This window comes from Nocardiopsis sp. TSRI0078 (assembly GCF_001905145.1).
Taxonomy (GTDB): domain Bacteria; phylum Actinomycetota; class Actinomycetes; order Streptosporangiales; family Streptosporangiaceae; genus Nocardiopsis.
The window spans coordinates 539,947-559,140 of the sequence record NZ_LWLB01000012.1; the positions used below are offsets into that span (position 1 = coordinate 539,947).

15 protein-coding genes and 1 pseudogene are annotated in these 19,194 nt (G+C 71.9%); 8 read left to right on the plus strand and 8 right to left on the minus strand.

Annotation, left to right across the window (positions count from 1 at the left end; genetic code table 11):
- Positions 1–61: 61 nt before the first annotated feature.
- On the plus strand, positions 62–799 hold the full coding sequence (locus A6A08_RS12570) for a vancomycin high temperature exclusion protein (RefSeq protein ID WP_073702727.1): 738 nt from the start codon (positions 62–64) through the stop codon (positions 797–799).
- 325 nt (positions 800–1,124) lie between these two features.
- On the opposite strand, the gene A6A08_RS12575 is transcribed toward A6A08_RS12570, so the two are convergent.
- Together A6A08_RS12575 and A6A08_RS27060 are read right to left on the minus strand one after the other, a co-directional pair.
- Positions 1,125–2,555, minus strand: a complete 1,431-nt coding sequence (locus A6A08_RS12575; protein ID WP_073702728.1) for a hypothetical protein — start codon at positions 2,553–2,555, stop codon at positions 1,125–1,127.
- A gap of 46 nt (positions 2,556–2,601) precedes the next feature.
- Positions 2,602–3,367: pseudogene (locus tag A6A08_RS27060) on the minus strand (IS5 family transposase).
- Positions 3,368–3,623: 256 nt separating this feature from the next.
- Between A6A08_RS27060 and A6A08_RS12590 the strand changes: the two are divergent.
- Entirely contained in the window at positions 3,624–4,274 is a 651-nt protein-coding gene (locus A6A08_RS12590) for a restriction endonuclease (protein ID WP_073702730.1), read from the plus strand.
- A gap of 395 nt (positions 4,275–4,669) precedes the next feature.
- On the opposite strand, the gene A6A08_RS27065 is transcribed toward A6A08_RS12590, so the two are convergent.
- The 3 genes from A6A08_RS27065 to A6A08_RS12610 form a co-directional block, all read right to left on the minus strand.
- Positions 4,670–5,493 (minus strand): IS5 family transposase gene (locus A6A08_RS27065; RefSeq protein WP_378698084.1). Its coding sequence is split into 2 segments (ribosomal slippage): positions 4,670–5,176 and positions 5,179–5,493, totalling 822 coding nucleotides; the frame shifts between segments, so codons are not numbered across the junction.
- A 111-nt stretch (positions 5,494–5,604) separates the two neighbouring features.
- On the minus strand, positions 5,605–6,210 hold the full coding sequence (locus tag A6A08_RS12605; protein ID WP_073702732.1) for a vancomycin high temperature exclusion protein: 606 nt from the start codon (positions 6,208–6,210) through the stop codon (positions 5,605–5,607).
- Positions 6,211–6,412: 202 nt separating this feature from the next.
- On the minus strand, positions 6,413–7,030 hold the full coding sequence (locus tag A6A08_RS12610) for a DUF1707 domain-containing protein (protein ID WP_073702823.1): 618 nt from the start codon (positions 7,028–7,030) through the stop codon (positions 6,413–6,415).
- Positions 7,031–7,861: 831 nt separating this feature from the next.
- On the opposite strand from A6A08_RS12610, the gene A6A08_RS12615 reads away from it, so the two are divergent.
- The gene (locus tag A6A08_RS12615) at positions 7,862–9,688 is read left to right on the plus strand and encodes a UvrD-helicase domain-containing protein (protein WP_073702733.1); all 1,827 of its coding nucleotides are present in this window, start codon (positions 7,862–7,864) and stop codon (positions 9,686–9,688) included.
- 74 nt (positions 9,689–9,762) lie between these two features.
- Here A6A08_RS12615 and A6A08_RS12620 read toward each other — a convergent pair whose 3' ends face one another.
- Both A6A08_RS12620 and A6A08_RS12625 read right to left on the minus strand, forming a co-directional pair.
- Positions 9,763–11,301, minus strand: coding sequence for a DUF6114 domain-containing protein (locus tag A6A08_RS12620; RefSeq protein WP_073702734.1), 1,539 nt, complete (start codon positions 11,299–11,301; stop codon positions 9,763–9,765).
- 4 nt (positions 11,302–11,305) lie between these two features.
- A complete protein-coding gene (locus tag A6A08_RS12625) occupies positions 11,306–11,953 on the minus strand; it encodes a DUF6230 family protein (protein ID WP_073702735.1) in 648 nt (215 codons plus the stop codon).
- Positions 11,954–12,164: 211 nt separating this feature from the next.
- Here A6A08_RS12625 and A6A08_RS12630 point away from each other — a divergent pair, with 211 nt between their 5' ends.
- Complete coding sequence (locus A6A08_RS12630) at positions 12,165–14,060, plus strand: GMC oxidoreductase (protein ID WP_073702736.1); 1,896 nt, start codon at positions 12,165–12,167, stop codon at positions 14,058–14,060.
- A 228-nt stretch (positions 14,061–14,288) separates the two neighbouring features.
- Here the strand turns inward: A6A08_RS12630 and A6A08_RS12635 are convergent, their stop codons facing one another.
- Entirely contained in the window at positions 14,289–15,089 is an 801-nt protein-coding gene (locus tag A6A08_RS12635) for a MerR family transcriptional regulator (RefSeq protein ID WP_073702737.1), read from the minus strand.
- A gap of 116 nt (positions 15,090–15,205) precedes the next feature.
- Here A6A08_RS12635 and A6A08_RS12640 point away from each other — a divergent pair, with 116 nt between their 5' ends.
- The 4 genes from A6A08_RS12640 to A6A08_RS12655 all read left to right on the plus strand — a co-directional run bounded on the left by A6A08_RS12640 (position 15,206) and on the right by A6A08_RS12655 (position 19,165).
- Positions 15,206–16,060 (plus strand): SDR family oxidoreductase, encoded by an 855-nt coding sequence (locus A6A08_RS12640; protein ID WP_073702738.1) that lies wholly within the window; start codon positions 15,206–15,208, stop codon positions 16,058–16,060.
- Between the two features lie 16 nt (positions 16,061–16,076).
- Positions 16,077–16,988, plus strand: coding sequence for a diiron oxygenase (locus tag A6A08_RS12645; RefSeq protein WP_073702739.1), 912 nt, complete (start codon positions 16,077–16,079; stop codon positions 16,986–16,988).
- Between the two features lie 282 nt (positions 16,989–17,270).
- Positions 17,271–18,818: an NAD(P)/FAD-dependent oxidoreductase gene (locus tag A6A08_RS12650; RefSeq protein ID WP_073702740.1), complete on the plus strand. Its 1,548-nt coding sequence runs from the start codon at positions 17,271–17,273 to the stop codon at positions 18,816–18,818.
- Positions 18,815–19,165, plus strand: coding sequence for a DUF4873 domain-containing protein (locus A6A08_RS12655; RefSeq protein WP_073702741.1), 351 nt, complete (start codon positions 18,815–18,817; stop codon positions 19,163–19,165). The genes A6A08_RS12650 and A6A08_RS12655 overlap by 4 nt, the downstream gene beginning before the upstream one ends.
- The last annotated feature ends 29 nt before the right edge of the window (positions 19,166–19,194 follow it).

The window sequence follows — 19,194 nt, forward strand, 5'->3', positions numbered from 1 at the left end:
GGTTCTCCCCCTCCCGGTGCCGTGCCGGAACTCCGGAGCGGGCCCGGACGTCTTCCCGGGCGTGACGACCTCAGACTCCGGCGCTTCCCGGGCCCCCGTTCCCGACGACGGTTCCGGCGGTTTCGGCGGCTCCCGCAGGCGACGGCTGCGGCTGCGGCACCTCGCCCTGTTGGCCGTGTTCGCGATGGTGGCGGGGTGCGCGCCGTTCCTGTGGGTGCTCTCCTCCACCTCCGACCACCGCCACACCGCGCAGACCGTGCCGGAGCGCCCGGTCGCGCTGGTGCTGGGCGCGGGGGTGCGCCCCGACGGCCAGCCGAGCCTGCTGCTGGCACGGCGTCTGGACACCGCCGCCGGACTGTACTTCGACGGGAGGGTGGACGCCGTCCTGGTGACCGGGGACAACAGCGTCGAGCACTACAACGAGACCGACACGATGAGCGAGTACCTGGTGGAGGCCGGGGTTCCGCGGGAGCGGATCGTGGGCGACTACGCCGGGTTCTCCACCTGGGACTCGTGCGCGCGGGCCCATGAGGTGTTCGGGGTGGAGGAGGCCACGGTGGTCACCCAGGACTTCCACCTGCCCCGGGCGGTGCGGCTGTGCCGGGCGGCGGGGATCGACGCGGTGGGCGTGGCCGACTCCAGCCTGCGGGAGCGTACCTTCGCCACCGTGTACGGGTGGCTCCGGGAGGTCCCGGCGGCGGTGGCGGCGCTGGGCACGGTGGTGCTGCGGCCGGATCCGACGTTCCTGGGCGACTACGAGACGGGGGTGGACGACGCCCTGGCCCTGGAGCGCGAGTGAGCTCGCGGGGAGTGTGAGGGCAGCACGAGGCCGACGGCTCCTGGGGCCCCCGTATCCAGGAAACCGCAGCCCGGAGGTCGGCGGTAGGGGCCGTGGACGGTTGTGGACGACCGGCCCGTCGGAACGCCCCGCCGGAGTGCCCGTCACGGCGTCCGCGCCCCGATCCGGTGCTCCGGTCCCGACGACGCGGTCACGGTGGCACGGGCGCCCTCGGCGGACCGCCGCCGCTCGGCGGTCCGCCACCGCGACGGGCGCCCCGCGGCTCCGGAAGCCCCGGGGCCTGCCGGAGCCCGTGCGCCCCGAGGGTCGGCGTGCGCCCCGGAGGCTAGCGGCCGCCACCGAAGAGGCGTCCGAGCAGCCCGCCGGGCTGGGGCGCGGAGGGCGCCTGCGGCCGCGGGTCCGGCGCCTGCTGCGGCTCGGGGTCGGGTTCCACGCCCACCAGCTCGCAGAACTCCTCGGCGTTGTCCGGCAGCGCCCACGCGGCCAGGGTCCGGGTGAACTCCTCGTCCTCCCACGCCGGTGCGGGCAGCTCGGCGATCGCCCACAGGACCTTGAGGGTCTCCTCGTCGTAGTCGGCGTTGGCGTGCTCCTCGGCGGTGTGGCCCTTGCTGCGGGGACCGAGCACCATCTCCAGCCCCGCACCGGTCACCAGGGCGCGTGATTCGTCCTCGCCCTTGATCAGGCCGGGGAGGATGTCCAGGCGCAGGCGTCGGGCGCGGTCACCGGCGCGGCCCAGCGCCAGGAAGCCCAGGACCTGCGGGGAGCGGCCGCCGCAGTGCGGCCAGGACTCGTTGAACAGCCCCTCGTAGCCGATGGAGGTGCCGCCGCCGCGGCCGATGCGGCGCAGCGCCTCGCGCGGGGTGTTCTCGCCGTGGATGAGCACCATCGCCACCGAGGCGGCGAAGGAGTTGTACAGGTTCCCGCCCGCCATCTGGTGGGTGAGGCCGACGGAGGTGTCGACGTCCGAGGGGTCGGCCAGCCGGCCCAGGGCGAACAGCTCGGCGGGCAGCGGCTCGCCGCTGTCCATCCCGTTCATCACGTCGCGCAGGTTCGTGGGCGTCTGCGGGGTCGGGCGCAGGTCCTTGGCGAGCAGGATCTGGGAGGCGCCGGTGATCTCGGCCGCGATCCGCTCGGCGTCGGCGGTCAGGAAGCCCAGCAGGTAGCTCACCCACTCCCCCGCGCGGTCCATGCCGCCCCGGTTGGCGCCGCCCCTGAGCAGCGTGACCAGGTCGGGAATGCGGGCGCGGACGGCCTCATAGGTGTCCAGCTCGGCCCGCAGGAGCTCGGCGCCGCCGGGCTGCTCCATGACGGCGAGCCGGTTGCGCATGCGGTGGTGGTGCTGCTCGTCCGGGGCCTCCTCGGCCCAGGACCGGTACTGCTCGCGGACCTTCTCCGCGTCGTTGGAGGTCGCCCAGGCGACCTCGTCCTGCCACTGGTCGAGGCCGAGGGGCTCGGGGAAGCGGTCCTCGGCGTGCCCGGCCACCAGTTCCAGCAGCAGGCTCAGGGGGCGCCAGCGGTCGGGGGCCGGGGTGGACTCGGCGCAGGCGATGTCGACCAGGAAGTCGACCGCCTTGGGCGCGGCGAGGTGGCCTGGGGCGGGGAAGTGGATGATGTCGTGGAGGTCGGAGAGTGCGCCGTCGCTTCCGGCCAGCTGTGCGAGCAGTTCGGGGATGCGCGCACCGCCTTCGGGGGCCAGGGCCGCCCAGTCCACGTTCTCCGCGCCGCCGTGTGGGTCGTTTTCCGTGGTCGCGTTCATGGTGCCGATTATCCCGGTCCGGGGACCGCGGCCGTACCGCCCGGGCCTAGGCACTGTTTTGTGAACGGATGAGGTCACGGAGCCAGATCCGGATCGAAGCCACCAACACAGTCCCGTCGAAGATCACGGCCCGCTTGTCATAGCGGGTCGCGACCGCCCGGTTCTGCTTGAGCAGGTTGATACACCGCTCCACGGTGTTTCGACGGCGGTGCTCACACTGGTCCTTGGGTTGGGTGATAGTCGCCTTGATCTTGCGGCGGCGCAGGTGGCCCCGGTTGGCCCGGCTGGAGTAGGCCTTGTCGCCCAGCACCCGTTCCGGACGGGCCCGGGGCCGGCCCACACGGCGGGGCAGCCGCAACGCGGCGATCAACGGCTCGAACATCAGACTGTCCCCGTGCTGGCCCGGGCTGGAGAGCATGACCAGGGGCCGTTGGCGGGAGTCGGCGAGCAGGTGGAGCTTGGTGGTCGGCCCGCCCGGAAGCGGCCCAGGGCCTCGTCCCCGTCCGGTTCCTCCCACTCTATTTCCCCTTTTTCGCCGCTCCGGCGGCGTGCTGATGGGACCGCACGGTAGTGGAGTCGATCCCTACGATCAGCTCCTCGCCGGTAGCGGCGTCGATGCGAAGCCGGTCGGCGATCCGCTGCCAGGTGCCGTCGATGCACCAGCGTCGGTGACGGCCCGCGACGGCCTCCCAGGGGCCGCAGCACTCAGGCAGGTCCCGCCAGGGAATGTCGGCGGGGGCACGGAACAGGATGCCGTTGACGATGCGGCGGTGGTCGGCCCACTTCCTGCCCTTGCGCGGGTTCGGGGGCATGAGCAGGGCGAGCAAGGGTCGGTCGCCCTATGTCGAGCCCGGCAGTGGCCGCGTCCGGGCGCGGTCAAGATATGTCCTATATGCTCAATTTTTCCTTATTTGATCTCTTCTTGGTTTGCTGCAAAGAGTCGGCATCCTCGGAAGCAGAGGACACAGAGTGACTCCAGAACCATCCCCCTCACCCTCATCCCCCGCGTCGTCTTCGGATGGCGAGGCGAACTCGCCCGCGATCCGGACCGGGCCAGAACGATCCACGGTGGTCTTCGTCCTGGTCTCGGTGGCGTTCTCCGCCGCCCTGTTCGTGGAATACCGCTCCGAGGAGCCCGCTCTCATCGACGCTCTCGGGCCGTCGGCCGTGGGCGGCCTGCTGTTGTACTGGGCGCTCGCCGCTCTGCGCAGGCGCAGGCGGGCGAAAAAGGGCCAGGACACGGCGGCGGCCAGGCCCAAGGGCTGGCTGGCGCGTGTGATGGACGAGGAGGCCGCAGCCGAGCGGAAGAGGAAGCAGGAGGCGCGGGAGCGCGCACGGACGCGGATCCACACGCCCACGGAGGCCGAGACATTCGTGGCGAAGTGGCTGCGGAGCCAGGGTTTCCGGGGTGCCCGGGCCACGCCTCCGTCGGGTGACGCGGGGATCGATGTTACCGCCTCGGGTATCTCCGTGCAGGTCAAACGTTACGACTCCAAAGGCGTTGGGCGCCCTGAGGTGCAGCAGCTGGTCGGCGCGGCCCGGGTCGGTGACGTGGCCGTGTTCTTCACCTCCTCGCGTTACACGGACGCCGCCGTCGAGTACGCCGACCAACGCGGTGTCGCCCTGTTCGCGTTCGACTTCACGGGGGGTTACCCGGTGCGCGTGGTGAACAGAACCGCGGAGCAGCTGCTCCGCGACCGCGGTCGCGGGCACGAGTAGGACCGGTCCGGTCGTCCCGGTCGGCCCCGGTCCTACCCGCTGACCCGGGTGAATGGACTCCCGTGTAGCGCTTCAGCGCCGCGACGGCGTGATCGCGCGCGGCCGCACTTCGGCCTCTGGGGCCCGGGGGCGTCGTGGTCACGGGAGTGGTCCAGCGCCCCGCTCCACGCGGTGGCGAGGCGTCCCCGCCACCCGACCCGTCCTCGGCAAGGACGGCAAGACGGCGGTGGTCACCCTGGTGGACCGCCAGACCCGGTTCTACGCGATCCTGGCGCAGCACCAGCCGTATCCGACCGCGATCGCGGAGAAGCCAAACAACCGGCAGCGGGCGTGCCTGGGGTTTTTCACACCGCGGGAGAAGAGCGGCAGTCGCTGTTGGACGCTCAGGGCCACGACTAGGCGCTGTTTTTTGAACGGGTGAGGTCTCGAAGCCAGATCCGGATCGAGGCGACCTGCACGGTCCCGTCGAAGATCGCGGCCCGCTTGTCATAGCGGGTCGCGACCGCCCTGTTCTGCTTGAGCAGGTTGATCGCCCGCTCCACGGTGTTGCGGTCGCGGTAGGCCACCTGGTCGAAGACCGGGGGCCTACCGCCCGCCGACCCCTTGCGCCGGTGGTGTTCGCGCTGGTCGCGGGGTTGGGCGATGGTCGCTTTGATCCCGCGGCGGCGCAGGTGGGCCCGGTTGGCGCGGCTGGAGTAGGCCTTGTCGCCCAGCACCCGGTCCGGGCGGGTGCGCGGCCGGCCCGTACTGCGCGGCAGCCGGAGATCGCCCATCAAGGGCTCGAACATGGGGCTGTCCCCGCGCTGGCCCGGGGTGGTGGCCAGCACCAACGGGCGCCGATGCTGGTCTGCGAGCAGGTGGATCTTGGTGGTCAGCCCGCCCCGGGAGCGCCCCAGTGCTTCGGCCCTGTCCGGTTCGTCCCGGACCCGGTCCCCTTTTTCGCTGCCCCGGCAGCGTGCTGATGGGCCCGCACCGTGGTCGAGTCCACGCCCGCGATGAGCTCTTCGCCGCTGGCCGCGTCGATCCGCAGCCGGTCGGCGATCCTTTGCCAGGTGCCGTCGATGCACCAGCGGCGGTGGCGTCCGGCGGCGGTCTCCCAGGGTCCGTAGCGTTCGGGCAGGTCTCGCCAGGGGATGCCGGTGCGGGTGCGGAACAGGATCGCGTTGATGACCTTGCGGTGGTCGGCCCACTTCTTGCCCTTGTGAGGGTCGGTGGGCATGAGCGGGGCGAGCAGGGCCCGCTCGGCATCGGTGAGTTCATGGCGTCCGGGCACGTTCACCCACCCTGCCAGAGCAGACCCTGCTCCGCTCTCACTTCCAAAAAACAGTGCCTAGAGCCCGGCGTGGGCGGGTGCGGGGCGCAGGAGTGCGTCGCGCAGGGCCTTGACGGCGGCGCCGACCTCGCGGGCGTAGCCGATCACCGTGGAGCGGCGCCGTGCGCCCATGCTGGAGTCCCCCACCCCGACGGCGTCGATCCCGGCGGCCCGCGCGAGGGCGACCGTGCGGGGGAGGTGGAAGGACTGGGTGACCATGGTGGCCGCGCGCACGTCGAACAGGCCGCGCACCCGCACGCAGGTGTCCCAGGTGCGGTAGCCGTAGCGGTCGGCGTCGATCCTGTCGGCGGGCACGCCCTGCCTGACCAGGTACTCGGTCATGGTGTCGGTCTCGCGGCGGGACACCTCGCGGTTGTCGCCGGAGACGATGATCCGCTCGATCCTGCCGTTCTCGAACAGGCGCACGGCCAGGTCCAGGCGGCGGGCGAGCAGCGGCGAGGGCCCCTCGTCCCACGCGGCGGCCCCCAGGACGACGGCCACGGGCCGGTGGGGGACGGTGTCGACTCCCCTGCGGCGTCCGGCGCTGGCCGCGTAGGTCCAGGCGTAGGGGGCCAGTGCCAGGGCGCACGCGCCCGCTCCGACCGCCGCGATCCACAAGCCCACTCTGCCGCCTCTCCTGCTGTCCGGTGCGGACGCGTGGCCGCCGTGCCGGTCGCGCGGGGCCGCGTGTCGCACCCCATCATGGCGCACCTGTGGAAGTGGTGGTATCCGGACGAAGGAGCGCAGACCGCCGCGCGTGTACGGGGGGCGGGCGCCCGGGCGGCGGCGCACGGCTGCTCCGGCCCCGCCGTGCGGGATGCCGGGCTCAGCCGCCGATGGCCCTCAGGCCGGCCCAGGAGAAGGAGCGCTTGTGCCGGACCTGGAGGGAACCGCCCTGGCAGGTGCCGGTGATGACGAAGTGCGGGTGGGACGGCCCGCGGAGCGAGTCCACCCTGGAGCGCAGGACGCCGAACCAGGAGGAGTCCACGTCCACCTCGGCGGTGGAGCCCTCGGGCAGGATCAGGTCCGCCATGCCCCAGGAGGCGTCGACGTGGACCTCGGTGACGGGGGAGGTGAGGGAGGCCTCGCGAAAGTCCAGGCGGGTGACACCGTGCTTGTTGTGCGCCTCGACGCGGTGCGGCACCCGCCACCGGCCCTTGCGGACGGTGACGCTGCCCTGGGAGTGGATGACGAGGGCGTCGCCGCCGTCGCCGTGCTCCGGGGAGCGGCCGCCCGCCGCCGCGGGGGTCCGGCCGACGGGCGCCCCGGCGCCCGTGGGCAGGTCCGCGACGACCGGTTCGAAGTCGGCGTAGGTCTTGGCCGCGTAGGCCGCGCCGAGCCGCTCGTCGAGCTCGTCGAGGGTGATCCGCCCCTCCGCGGCCGCCTCCCGCAGGACCTCGGCCACCTGGTCCCTCTCCGCGTCGGAGACACGCATCCGGCTCATGTCGTTGGAGACCACTGTGCTCGCCCCGGTCCTCTCCGCCTTTTGTCACACCCACGGTAGAACATGGCATGGAAGGAATACAGAGCCGGCGGGACCGGCCACCGCTCCGGCGCTCCCAAGGTCGGTGCCCCCGCGCGCTTTGGAGAGGTCGGGGACTGGGTACCGCTTCTCTAGGGTGGTTGAGGACTCTGCCGGGGTAGGACGGACCCCGGCAGAGTCCTGAACCACACACGGTTCCCCTCCCCGGGGTCCCCTGGAGTACACGATCCCGCACCGGGACGCGTTCTGCACAGAGCGTGTCCGGAACCGGCCACCGGGTGAACCCGGATCCGTCGAGCGACTCGCGCTCCGGGATGTCGTGTGCCTCCCTTCGACCCGTGCTTTTCGGTCCCTCTTGTCGCCGTGCGCGTGGCCCGCTCCCACACCCCCCACGAACACCACCCGGAACAGGCAGTCCCTCCGTCGGCGACCCCTGGGGAATCTGTTTTCGGACAAGCCATAACAAGGCTTACGGACATCGAAGCTCGACGAAGAACCCCAGGTCGCCGCCCCCCTTCGGCACGCCCCCGAAAAACCTCCGCGGAACACTCGAACGCACTTGCGCAAAGACCCTCCTGACCTGCGTGAACACAAGCCCCTCAGAACACCCGGAGCCTGACGGGAATCGCCCCCGGAGCGGCGTTTGCCCAAATTCGGCGGCGAGCATCCTCTCAATAGGCGCGGAGCCGCTCCGATCGGCTCCGCGGCACCATCCGCTCAGCGACACCCATCCGCTCCGACCGCCCCGAGCACACAGACACCACCTGGTCGAAGACCGGAGGAAACCACGACGTGTCCGCCCTCGCGATCGCCCCGACGTTTCTCAGCGACTTCACCCGCCTCACGCCCGACGTCCAGCTCAACACCCTGGCCGTGATGCGCGCCTACCAGGCGGGCGAACGGCCCGACCTGGAGTCCGTCGCGGACGCCGCCGACCCGCGCGTCCGGGTCCTCGACATCGCCCCCGACTGGTCCGGCGTCGTCGTCCCCGCCCCCGACACGGGCGAGGACGAGCGCCCCGGGGACGAACGTCCCGACGGCCACCCGAACGGCACGCGCTACCGCCTGCTCACCGTGCGCCCGCGCGACGAGGCCCTGCGCTTCGCACGCGGCCTGCGCCCCGACACCCCGGTCGGGGCCGCCCCCGGCGGAGCCGACCCCACGCCCACCGGGCCGCCCGAGCTCGCCGGCGCGCTCCAGGCGCCCTTCGACCAGTGGCAGCTCACGCTCCACCCCGACCAGCACCGGATCACCGAGACCCACTACAACGGTTCCGTGCAGGTCACCGGCGGGCCGGGGACCGGCAAGACCGTGATCGCGCTGCACCGGGCCGCGCACCTGGCCCGGCGCGACGCGGCCCTGCACCCCGACGACATCCGCGAGTCGGTGCTCCTGACCACCTACAACCGCGCGCTGGCCCAGTCCCTGGCCGAGCGGCTGGACCAGCTCCTGCCCGATCCCGGCGTCCGCGCCCGGGTGCGCGTGGCCACCATCGACAGCCTCGCCCGCTCGGTCGTACAGGCCCACACCAGCGTGGCGCCCCGCCTGGTCGGCAAGGACGAGCTGGCCCGGCGCTGGCGCGCGGTGGCCCTGGCCGACGGCCTGCCCTTCTCCGGCCGCTTCCTGGTGGACGAGTGGGAACAGGTCATCCTCGCCAAGGGACTGGAGATGCTGCCCCAGTACATCCGCTGCGAGCGCAGCGGCCGGGTGCAGCACCTGGCTCCCGAGCACCGGCGCCAGGTGTGGGAGACCGTGCGGCGCTACGTCGGCGCGATGCGGGTGGAGGGGCTGTGGTCCTACCCGCAGCTGGCCGCCGAGGCCGCCCGGCTCCTGGACCGCGGCGAACCCCTGTTCCGTCACGCGGTGGTCGACGAGGCCCAGGACCTGCACCCGGCCCAGTGGCGGATGCTGCGCGCCGCCGTTCCCGAGGGCCCGGACGACCTGTTCATCGTCGGCGACCCGCACCAGCGGGTGTCCGACAACCGGGTGTCGCTGGCCTCGCTCGGCATCAACGTGCGCGGACGCGGCCACCGGCTGCGGGTCAGCTACCGGGTGACGCAGGAGATCCTGGACTGGAGCATGCCGATCCTGGACCGCCGGGCGGCCCTGGGCATGGACGACAACGCCGACACCCTGGCCGGCTACCGCTCGCTGCTGCACGGCCCGGCGCCGGTGGTGCGCGGCTGCGACGACCGCGCCGAGGAGCTCGCCGCGCTGGGCGACTGGGTGCGGGTGTGGCTGGAGGCTGGGGTCAACCCCGCGGAGATCGCGGTGGCCGGGCGCAACCAGTGGGTGGTGCGCGGCATCGCCAAGGAGCTGGAGGCCCGCGGCGTCCGCACGGCCCCGCTGGAGGGCGGCGGCACCGCCGAGGCGGTGCGCGTGGGGACGATGCACCGGCTCAAGGGCCAGGAGTTCCGCTGCGTGGCGCTGGTCGGGGTCGGTGACCACCTGCTGCCGCCCAAGGCCGCGGTCGAGGCCGCCGACGGCGACCAGGTGGCACTGGAGCACGCCTTCCAGCAGGAGCGGACGCTGTTGTTCGTGGCCTGCACCCGGGCGCGCGACGCGCTGTACGTGTCGCACGTGGGCCGGCCCAGCCGCCTGATCACCGGTACCTGGTAGGACGCGGGCAGAGGACGGGGGCGCCGCGGTGGCGGCGCCCCCGTCGCCGTGTCCGGCGCCGTGCCCGGTGGGGATCAGGTTCCGGCGAACTGCCCGTTGAGGTCCGTGATGTTCATGAGGTCGGTACCGGCCATGGGGTTGTCCACCTCCACGTCCGTGACGACCATGTACGGGAGCAGCAGCGGGGGCGGGAAGTCCGGGGTGAAGGTGAGCGGGATACCCAGGATGCTCACGCGCATGCGGGTGATGTGCATCTCGACGGTCCCGTCCATGACCATGGTGGGCAGGCCGAGGCTCATCCGGGTACCGGCGTCCTCGAACCACAGCTCGGCGCCGCTGAAGTCGGCCCGGCTCATGGTCAGCCGGATGTACTTCCGGGGGCCGTTCATGGTGGGGCACTCCACCACGCCCTCGTAGCGCGCGCCGCTCATCGTCAGTCGGCCGGAGGTCAGCCCGGACGTGCTGATCGCACCCTGGAAGCAGTCGTACTCCTGCTCCAGCGGGACCTCGGGGAGCCGCCCCTCGTCCTGGGCCGCCTGGCAGTCGCGGACGGCGTCCAGGAACTCCTCCTCGGACTCGGTCAGGGCGGTCTCGTCGGTGCGCAGCTCGCACTCCTCCGGGCTGCCCTCCCCGCCCTCCTCCTGCGGCTCCTCCGGCTCTCCGTCCTCCGTCGCCTCCTCGCCGTCCCCACCGCCCTCGCCGCTTCCGTCGCCGCCCGGTTCGGTGGGCCCCGCACTGGGACCGGCGCTCGGGTCGGCGCTCGGAGGCGGGGAGGGCTCGGTGGAGGGGGACGGGGAGGGCTCGTCGGCGGGCTGCTCCTCCTCGTCGCCCGGAGGGGTGAACCAGTCCCAGGGCCAGTCCAGGGCGGGCGCGCTCGCCAGGACCAGGGCCGCCGCCAGGGGCAGGGCGAGGGCGGCCAGCGGCCGGGGCCCCCGCCGGGGGTCGGAGACGGTCTCGTCGGGGGCGGTCCCCCCGACGGCGTCGGTGGCTCCGTCCGGGGCGCCGACGGCCTCCGCGGGAGCGGGGGCGCCGACCGGTCCGGCGACGACGGCCCGGTCGTGAGCGGTGTCCGGTCCGCTCCCGGCTCCCACCCCGTCCACCCGGGTTTCGGTCATGGTTTCGGCGTTGGTGTCGGTACCGTCTCCGGCCGTGGATCCCTCGTCCTCGCCCCCGTCGCGGCCCTGGGGTGCCTCGTGCGCCCCCCTCCGGCGCCGCCGCGGGCGCCGCCGGACGAGGGGCGCCCACGCGAACACGAGCGAGCCGCCGACGATACCGAGCAGCATCCCGATGGCGAACCCGCCGAAGTTGGAGGTCACGAAGGACACCAGGGCGAGGAGGAGCCCGACGATCCCGAAGAAGACGTGCTGTGCGGGCTGCAGCCAGCTCAGCACGCCCAGGGTGATCATCAGCAGCGCGATGAGGGTCCCGGACACGCCGGCGATGCCGGCGTAGATGATCAGGTCGATCGGCAGGACCAGGCTCTGCGCGGCCGGGGCGACCAGCAGCTCGATTCCGGCCGCGACGAGGAGGAGTCCGCCCCAGAACGGCCGGCCGCGCCGCCAGTCCCGGAAGTGTCCCCGTCCCGCTCGCAGCAGGGTCAGTGCGTGGGCCATGGGATCAGAAGCACTCGTGGTCGCCGGGCTTGACGGCCAGGCTCAGACCACTCAGGCGCAGGGATCCGGAGGTGACCGCCCACGTGGTCAGCTCCATGTCGGAGACGGTGATGGAGTCGGCCTGCAGACCGAAGCCGCCCGCGGGTCCCTGACCGCCCTCGGCCTTGTCCAGCGTGCTGGCGTCGCGGCCGATCTCGATGGAGTCGAACGCGGCGTTGCCCCGGAGCTGTTCGATGTCGAGGACGAGGTCGGTGCCCTCGACGGGCTCGGCCTTGCCCGCCTCGATGACCAGGGTGGCCTCGCCGATGGAGAGGTCCCAGAGGGAGGACATGCACAGGTTGGTCAGCTCGGCGGTGCTCACCGAGGACAGGCCGACCGCCCGGGAGGAGCCGTCCACGGACTGGGCGGGGGCGCCGTACTGCGTGAAGCCGTGGCCGACGAGTTCGTCGGCCGACATCTTGAAGTTGTCGCCGGAGACGGCGAACGATGCGGCGAGCAGCCCCTGCGTGGTCATTCCGCCGAGGACGGCGGCGGCCACGAAGCCCGGGACGGCCACGAGGGCGAATCTGCGCCAGAGGGTGCCACCACCGCCTTCGTGCTGCTCAGGCGTTTCCTGGGACGCCTCTGGCGCCTCGCCGGAAGCCTTGGGCATGAGTACCTCCTGTATTCCGCCGCGGGGGGCGGCGAGGGAGAGCGAAACTTGCGCCGGAGCGCGCCACGCGTGTTACATGGAACACAACCTACTCGGCGGTAGTGACGAACATTACAATAGTTGTTGTCACATTTCTAGATGGCGCATTCAACGTTGCGGACTCGTATCCGGCGCATTACGGACCCGCAACTGACCTGGAGAGAGACCAGCCGTGCCCTCAGAGCGCAAGAAAGACCCCACCGCCAACTCCCCCGACCAGGCCGACGACCGCTTCGACTACGACGTCCTCGTCGTGGGCTCCGGGTTCGGCGGTTCCGTGAGCGCCCTGCGCCTCACCGAGAAGGGCTACCGCGTCGGCGTCCTGGAGGCGGGACGCCGTTTCACGCCCGAGACCCTGCCGTCCTCGTCCTGGGACGTGAAGAACTTCCTGTGGGCACCCCGCCTCGGCATGTACGGCATCCAGCGCATCCACCTGCTGCGCGACGTGATGATCCTGGCCGGCGCCGGTGTGGGCGGGGGCTCCCTCAACTACGCCAACACCCTGTACCACCCGATGGACCCGTTCTTCGAGGACCCGCAGTGGCGGCACATCACCGACTGGAAGTCGGAGCTGGCGCCGTTCTACGACCAGGCCCGCCGCATGCTCGGCGTGCGCACCAACCCCACCGTCACCCCCTCCGACGTGCACATGCGGGCGATCGCCGAGGACATGGGCGTGGGGCACACCTTCCGCCTCACCCCGGTGGGCGTGTGCTTCGGCGACGGCCAGGACGGCGAGGGCAACCGGGCCGCTCCGGGCGAGCCGGTGGGCGACCCCTACTTCGGCGGTGCGGGCCCCGGGCGCAGGGCCTGCCGTGAGTGCGGCGAGTGCATGACCGGGTGCCGCCACGGCGCCAAGAACACCCTCACCGAGAACTACCTGTACTTCGCCGAGCGCGGCGGCGCCGAGGTGCACCCCCTGACCACCGTCGAACGCCTGCGCGAGCTGCCCGGAGGCGGATTCGCCGCCGACACCCTCCGGACCGACGCTCCCCGGCGCCGGTCGAAGGCCCGCACGTTCACCGCCCGCCAGGTCGTGGTGGCCGCCGGAACCTACAACACCCAGACCCTGCTGCACCGGATGCGCGACTCCGGGGCGCTGCCGCGCCTGTCGGCCAGGCTCGGCACGCTCACCCGCACCAACTCCGAGGCGCTCGTCGGCGCGATGAGCCGCCAGGTCCCGCCGCCGGAGGACCTGACCCGGGGCGTGGCCATCACGTCCTCGATCCACCCGAACGAGAACACCCACATCGAGCCGGTCCGCTACGGCAAGGGCTCCAACGCGATGGGACTGCTCACCGCCATACAGGTGCCCGGCGGCGGAAGGATCCCGCGCTGGCTGCGCTTCCTCGGCCTGGCGGCGCGCCACCCGGCCGTGTTCGCCCGCAGCTTCTCCAACCGACGCTGGTCGGAGCGGACCATCATCGGCCTGGTGATGCAGTCCCTGGACAACTCGCTGACCACGTCGGTCCGGCGGGGATTGTTGGGAGGGAGGAAGAAGCTGACCTCCCGGCAGGGCCACGGCGAGCCGAACCCGACGTGGATCCCGGAGGGGCAGGAGGCGGCCGGCAGGCTGGCCGAGCGCATCGACGGCTTCCCGGGCGGCACGTGGGGGGACGTGTTCAACATCCCGATGACCGCGCACTTCCTGGGCGGCTGCCCCATCGGCGACAGCCCCGACAGCGGCGTCATCGACCCCTACCACCGGCTGTACGGGCACCCGGGCATCCACGTGGTGGACGGTTCGGCGGTCACCGCGAACCTGGGCGTGAACCCGTCGCTGACCATCACCGCCCAGGCCGAGCGCGCGATGTCGATGTGGCCGAACAAGGGCGAGGAGGACCCCAGGCCGGAGCAGGGCTCCGGGTACCGGCGGGTCAGGCCGGTGTTCCCCGTGTCCCCGGCCGTCCCGGCGGGCGCCTTCGCCGAACTGCGGTTCACCGCGTCGCTGCCGCTGTCGGTGGCCGACTCCACGGCGCGTTCCGAGGGGGCCGGGGATCAGGTGGCCGGAGGGGCCGAACCCCCCGCGGCGACCACGGCGACAGCAGGAGACGACGCCGGGGCGTGAGGGCCTGGCCCGGGCCCGGGCGTCCACAGGGCCGGGGAGGGTCTGGTGGGGCCGGAAGAGCGGTCCTAGGCTGGATTCCGGGGGCGCCGCGCCCGTCACCGGGCGAGGGTGGCGCCCCCGAATCCAGGGTCCTCCGTCCCCTCCTGCGCCCGCAAGACCCTCCACGCGCCTGTGGACACGCTCCGGGTCCGGTCCGCCCACGGGCCGCGGAGCCGGCCGGGGACGGTCTCAGACCGGTCCGGCCAAGCCCTCGGCCTCGGCCGGTCCGCCCCGCTCCTCGTCCGGGCCCTCCTTCTCCAGGTACTCCATCGCCAGGGCGAAGTGCTCCCCCATGACGTTGGTGAGGTTCTCCGCCATCGCCTGCGCCAGGACCGCGTCCACGGCCTGCTGCGCGAGGGGGCGCACGCGGCGGATCAGTTCGGCCATCTCGGCGGTCTCCTCGCTCCTGACCACCGTGCCGGGGGCGTACTCGGCGAGTATGTGGTCGGCGACCAGGCGGACCATGTGCTCGGCGACGCCGCCCACCTTGTCGCGCAGGTTCTCCGCTATGTCGAGTACCGAGTCCACGCTCATGCCCAGCTTGACCAGCTCCACACCGGCGTGCAGCAGCCGGGGGCTGGGCACCCGGAAGCGCAGCCCGTCGCGTTCGAGCACGCGCAGGTCCAGGGCGCGCTTCACGGTCCGCGGCGTCACCCCCCTCCCGAAGAGCTCCCTCAGGTCCCCGAGGGTGAGGTAGTCGGCGATCTCGTCGCTCCAGGCGTCCCCTATGGCCGACTCGAAGCCGAGGATGTCGGACAGGTCGCCGCCGCGCTCCCAGACCCGGAACATCTCGCCGATGTTGGCGAAGGTGTACCCGCGCCGCAGCAGCTGACCGATGAGCCGCAGACGCGCCAGGTGCGCCTCGGAGTAGATGCCGACGCGCCCCTCTCTTCGGGGAGGGGCGAGCAGACCCCGGTCCTGGTACACCCGGACGTTGCGCACCGTGGTGTCGGCGAGCCGGGCGAGTTCGTCAATGCGGTATTCGGCCATGGGTCAAGCCTAGGGACACCCGCGAACCCTACTCGTCAGTAAATTTCCGGCCACACCCCATTGCATTGTGACAATGCTCGTTGTAACGTTCCGGCAATGACTGTGGAGGAGATCACATGACGACCCCCTTGCCGCGCCACCTGCGCCGGCTGCCCGGCCAGAACGCCATCGTCACCGGCGCCTCCGGAGCGTTCGGCAGCGCCACCGTGGCCGTCCTCCGTCACCTCGGTGTGAACGTCGTCGGCATCGACCGCAAGCCCGCCCCCGGCGTCATCGGCTGCGACATCACCGACGACGAACAGGTCCGCCAGGGCGTCGCGGAGGCCGTCGACCAGCTGGACGGCCGCCTGGACCTGCTGATCCACTACGCCGGCGTGGGACCGGCCGTGGACATCGGCCTGGCCCCCGACGCGAACGTCCACCAGGCGCTGGAGGTCAACCTGCTGGGCACCTGGCGGGTCACCGCCGCCGCGATGCCAGCACTGCTCCGGAGCAGGGGCCGCGTCGTCGTCACCGCCTCGCTGCTGTCGAACCTGCAGCTGCCCTTCGCCGGCGCCTACACGGTGTCCAAACGGGCGCTCACCGCCTACGCCGACTGCCTGCGCGCCGAGTACGGCACCCACGTCGGGGTCACCACCGTCTACCCCGGCTACGTCGACACCCCCATCCACGACAGCTCGCGGGCCACGGGCGTCGCGCTCGACGGCCTCGTCCCGGCCGAACGCGAGCGCGACACCGTCATGGCGGTGGTCCGCGCGGCCGGGGCCAGGCGGGCCCCCCGCGACGTGGCCTCCACCGCGATCGGCACCGCCGGACTGCACCTGTTCCGGCACTTCCCCGGCACCACCGAACAGATCGCGTCGCTCCAGGTCGGCCTGCTCCTGTCGGACGGCGCCTTCGGCGACGCGGAGATCGCCCGGGGACTCCACACGCGTCACAACGGCCAGCCGGCCCTGACGGACGCGTCCTGAGGAGGAGGAAGAGAAGATGACCGCAGAGATCACCGCCAAACCCAAACTCACCGACCGCGAGGACATCGCCAAGCGGCTGCTCCGCGGCTCGGCGAAGGCCTCCTTCGACCCGCTCGTCGAGATCGACTGGGACGCCCCCGTCGACAAGGACATGTGGGCGATCCGCCCCGAGCGCGTCTCGCTGTACGGCACCTACCTGTGGGAGCGGCTCACCGAGGAGCAGCGCAAGGAGCTCTCCCGGCTGGAGATCGCCAGCGTCGCCACCATCGGCATCTGGTTCGAGACCATCCTCATGCAGATGCTGGTCCGCCACGCCTACCACAACGACCCGAGCAGCAACCACGTCCAGTACGCCTACACCGAGATCGCCGACGAGTGCCGCCACACGGTGATGTTCGCCAAGATGGTGGACAAGCTCGGCTGGAAGACGCACAAGCTCGACCCCGTCGCCTTCCACCTCGGCAACCTCTTCAAGACGATCGCGCACGGCCCGCTGATCTTCGCCGGGGCGCTGTTCGTCGAGGAGGTCCTCGACCAGCTCCAGCGCGAGGCGGTGCCCGACGAGCAGATCCTGCCCCTGGTGCGCTCGGTCTCCCGCATCCACGTGGTGGAGGAGGCGCGGCACATGCGCTACGCCCGCGAGGAGTTCCAGCGCGACTGGGCCGGACGCGGACCGCTCAACAAGGCCTACAGCCGGGTCATGCTCGGCCTGGTCACCTACTACTCGGCCACCCGGCTGATCAACCCCAAGGTGTACGCGCAGGTCGGGCTGGACCCGCGCGAGGCCTACCGGGTCGCCCGGAGCAACCCCCACTGGATCGGCACCAAGACCTGGGCCGCCCGCAAGGTCGTGAGCACCCTGGAGACCGCCGGCGCCATCTCCGGCCTGGGCCGCTACTTCTGGAGGAAGGCCGGGCTGCTCGGCTGAGCCCCGCCCCGGCGGGACACGGCACCGCCCCGTGCCCGCTCCGCACCACCTCCCCAGACCCCATCGCCGGAGGGCGAAACGCGCCACGTCCTCCGGCGGTGGCCCCACCTCCCGGGGGCGAAACGCGCCACGTCCCCGGGAGCCCTCTCCCCGGAAGGCGTACGCGCCGCGCCTTCCGGGGCGGCAACTCCCCCGGGGGCGCAACGCGCCACGCCCCCGGGGGTCACACTCCCCGACCCGAGCGGCAGTACTCCGGGCCGGTTCGCACGAAGGGACCAGAACGTGACCGAAGCACCACCCCATTTCCGGGTGGCCATCATCGGGTCCGGCTTCGCCGGGATCGGGATGGCCGTCCGCCTCAAGCAGGCCGGTCTGAAGGACTTCGTGGTTCTGGAGCGCGCCGACGAGGTCGGCGGCACCTGGCGTGACAACTCCTACCCGGGCGCCGCCTGCGACGTCCCCTCGCACCTGTACTCGTTCTCGTTCGCGCTCAACCCGAACTGGAGCCGCAGCTTCTCACCGCAGCCCGAGATCTTCGACTACATGAAGCGGGTCGCCGGGGAGCACGGCGTCGACAGGCACGTCCGCTACGGACACGACGTGAGGTCCGCGCACTGGGAGCCGGAGGGCAACCGGTGGCGGATCGAGACCGACCGGGGCACCGTCACCGCCCAGTTCCTGGTCAGCGGGGCCGGACCGCTCGCGGACCCCTCCTACCCCGACATCAAGGGTCTGGAGACGTTCGAGGGGACGATGTTCCACTCGGCGGACTGGGACCACGACCACGACCTGACCGGCCGCAGGATCGCCGTGATCGGCACCGGTGCGTCCGCGATCCAGTTCGTGCCCAGGATCCAGCCCAAGGCCGGGAAGCTGACGCTGTTCCAGCGGACCGCGCCGTGGGTGATGTTCCGGCACGACCGCGACATCACCAGGCTGGAGCACTGGCTGTACCGGAACATCCCGTTCGCCCAGCAGATCGCCCGCAAGAGCATCTACTGGGGCCGGGAGAGCTACGTCCTCGGCTTCGCCAAGAACCCGAAGCTGCTCTCGGTCGTGGAGGCCCTGGGCCGGGCCAACATCAACCGCAGCGTGAAGGACCCCGAACTGCGGGCCAAGCTCACCCCGAACTTCCGGGCGGGCTGCAAGCGCATCCTGATGTCCAACGACTACTACCCGGCGCTGGCCCAGCCCAACGCGGACGTGGTCACCGACGGCATCGTGGAGATCCGCCCGAACGCCGTGGTCACCCGCGACGCCTCGGGCCGGGAGACCGAGCACGAGGTCGACACGATCATCCTCGGCACCGGCTTCCACGTGACCGACCCGCCCGTGGCCCGGCGGATCTTCAACGCCGAGGGCCAGTCGATGGCCGATCACTGGGGCGAGGACGTGCAGGCCTTCCGCGGCACCACCGTCGCCGGGTTCCCGAACGCGTTCGTGCTGGCCGGGCCGAACACCGGGCTGGGGCACACCTCGCAGGTGTTCATGATCGAGGCCCAGATCCGGTACACCATGCAGGCGCTCAAGTACCTGTGCAGGAACGGGCTCGACCGCATGGACGTGCGCCCCCGGGCTCAGGAGGCCTACAACGAGATGCTCGCCAGGTCCATGGAGGGCACCGTGTGGGTGACCGGTGGATGCGACAGCTGGTACCTGAACGAGAACGGCCGCAACACCACGCTGTGGCCGACCTTCACGTGGAACTTCGCCCTGCGCACGCGCTGGTTCGACCCCCACAACTACGACCTGCGGGTCGACCGCTCCCGGGCGCGCGGCTCCCGCCGCTCCGACCGCGTGCCGGCCGTCTCCGGAGGGCGGGCGCGGTGAGCGGGTTCGGTGACGACGAGGAGGAGTACAAGGGCACGGTGACGGTCGTGCTGACCGGCACTGGCGAGGAGGGGGAGGAGAGGACCGTGGAGGTGCACGCCCACCTGGCGGGCCACTTCTCCCCGCTGACCGGCGACTACCGCTGGCGCGGGCGGCTGTCCCCCAGCCCCGAGGTGACCGAGGCCTTCCGCGACGGGACACGGACCGTCGTGGTGCGCACCCCCGACGGCTTCGAGGGCGCCGGCGTCCTGGACGAACCCAACCTGTGGGGCGGGCACCCGGTCAACGGGGCCGGCAGCCCACCCTTCGCGGTCCCCAGCATCGAGATCGACGAACTCGACGGCTGAGCCGGACCGCGCCCCCGGACACCCCCTCG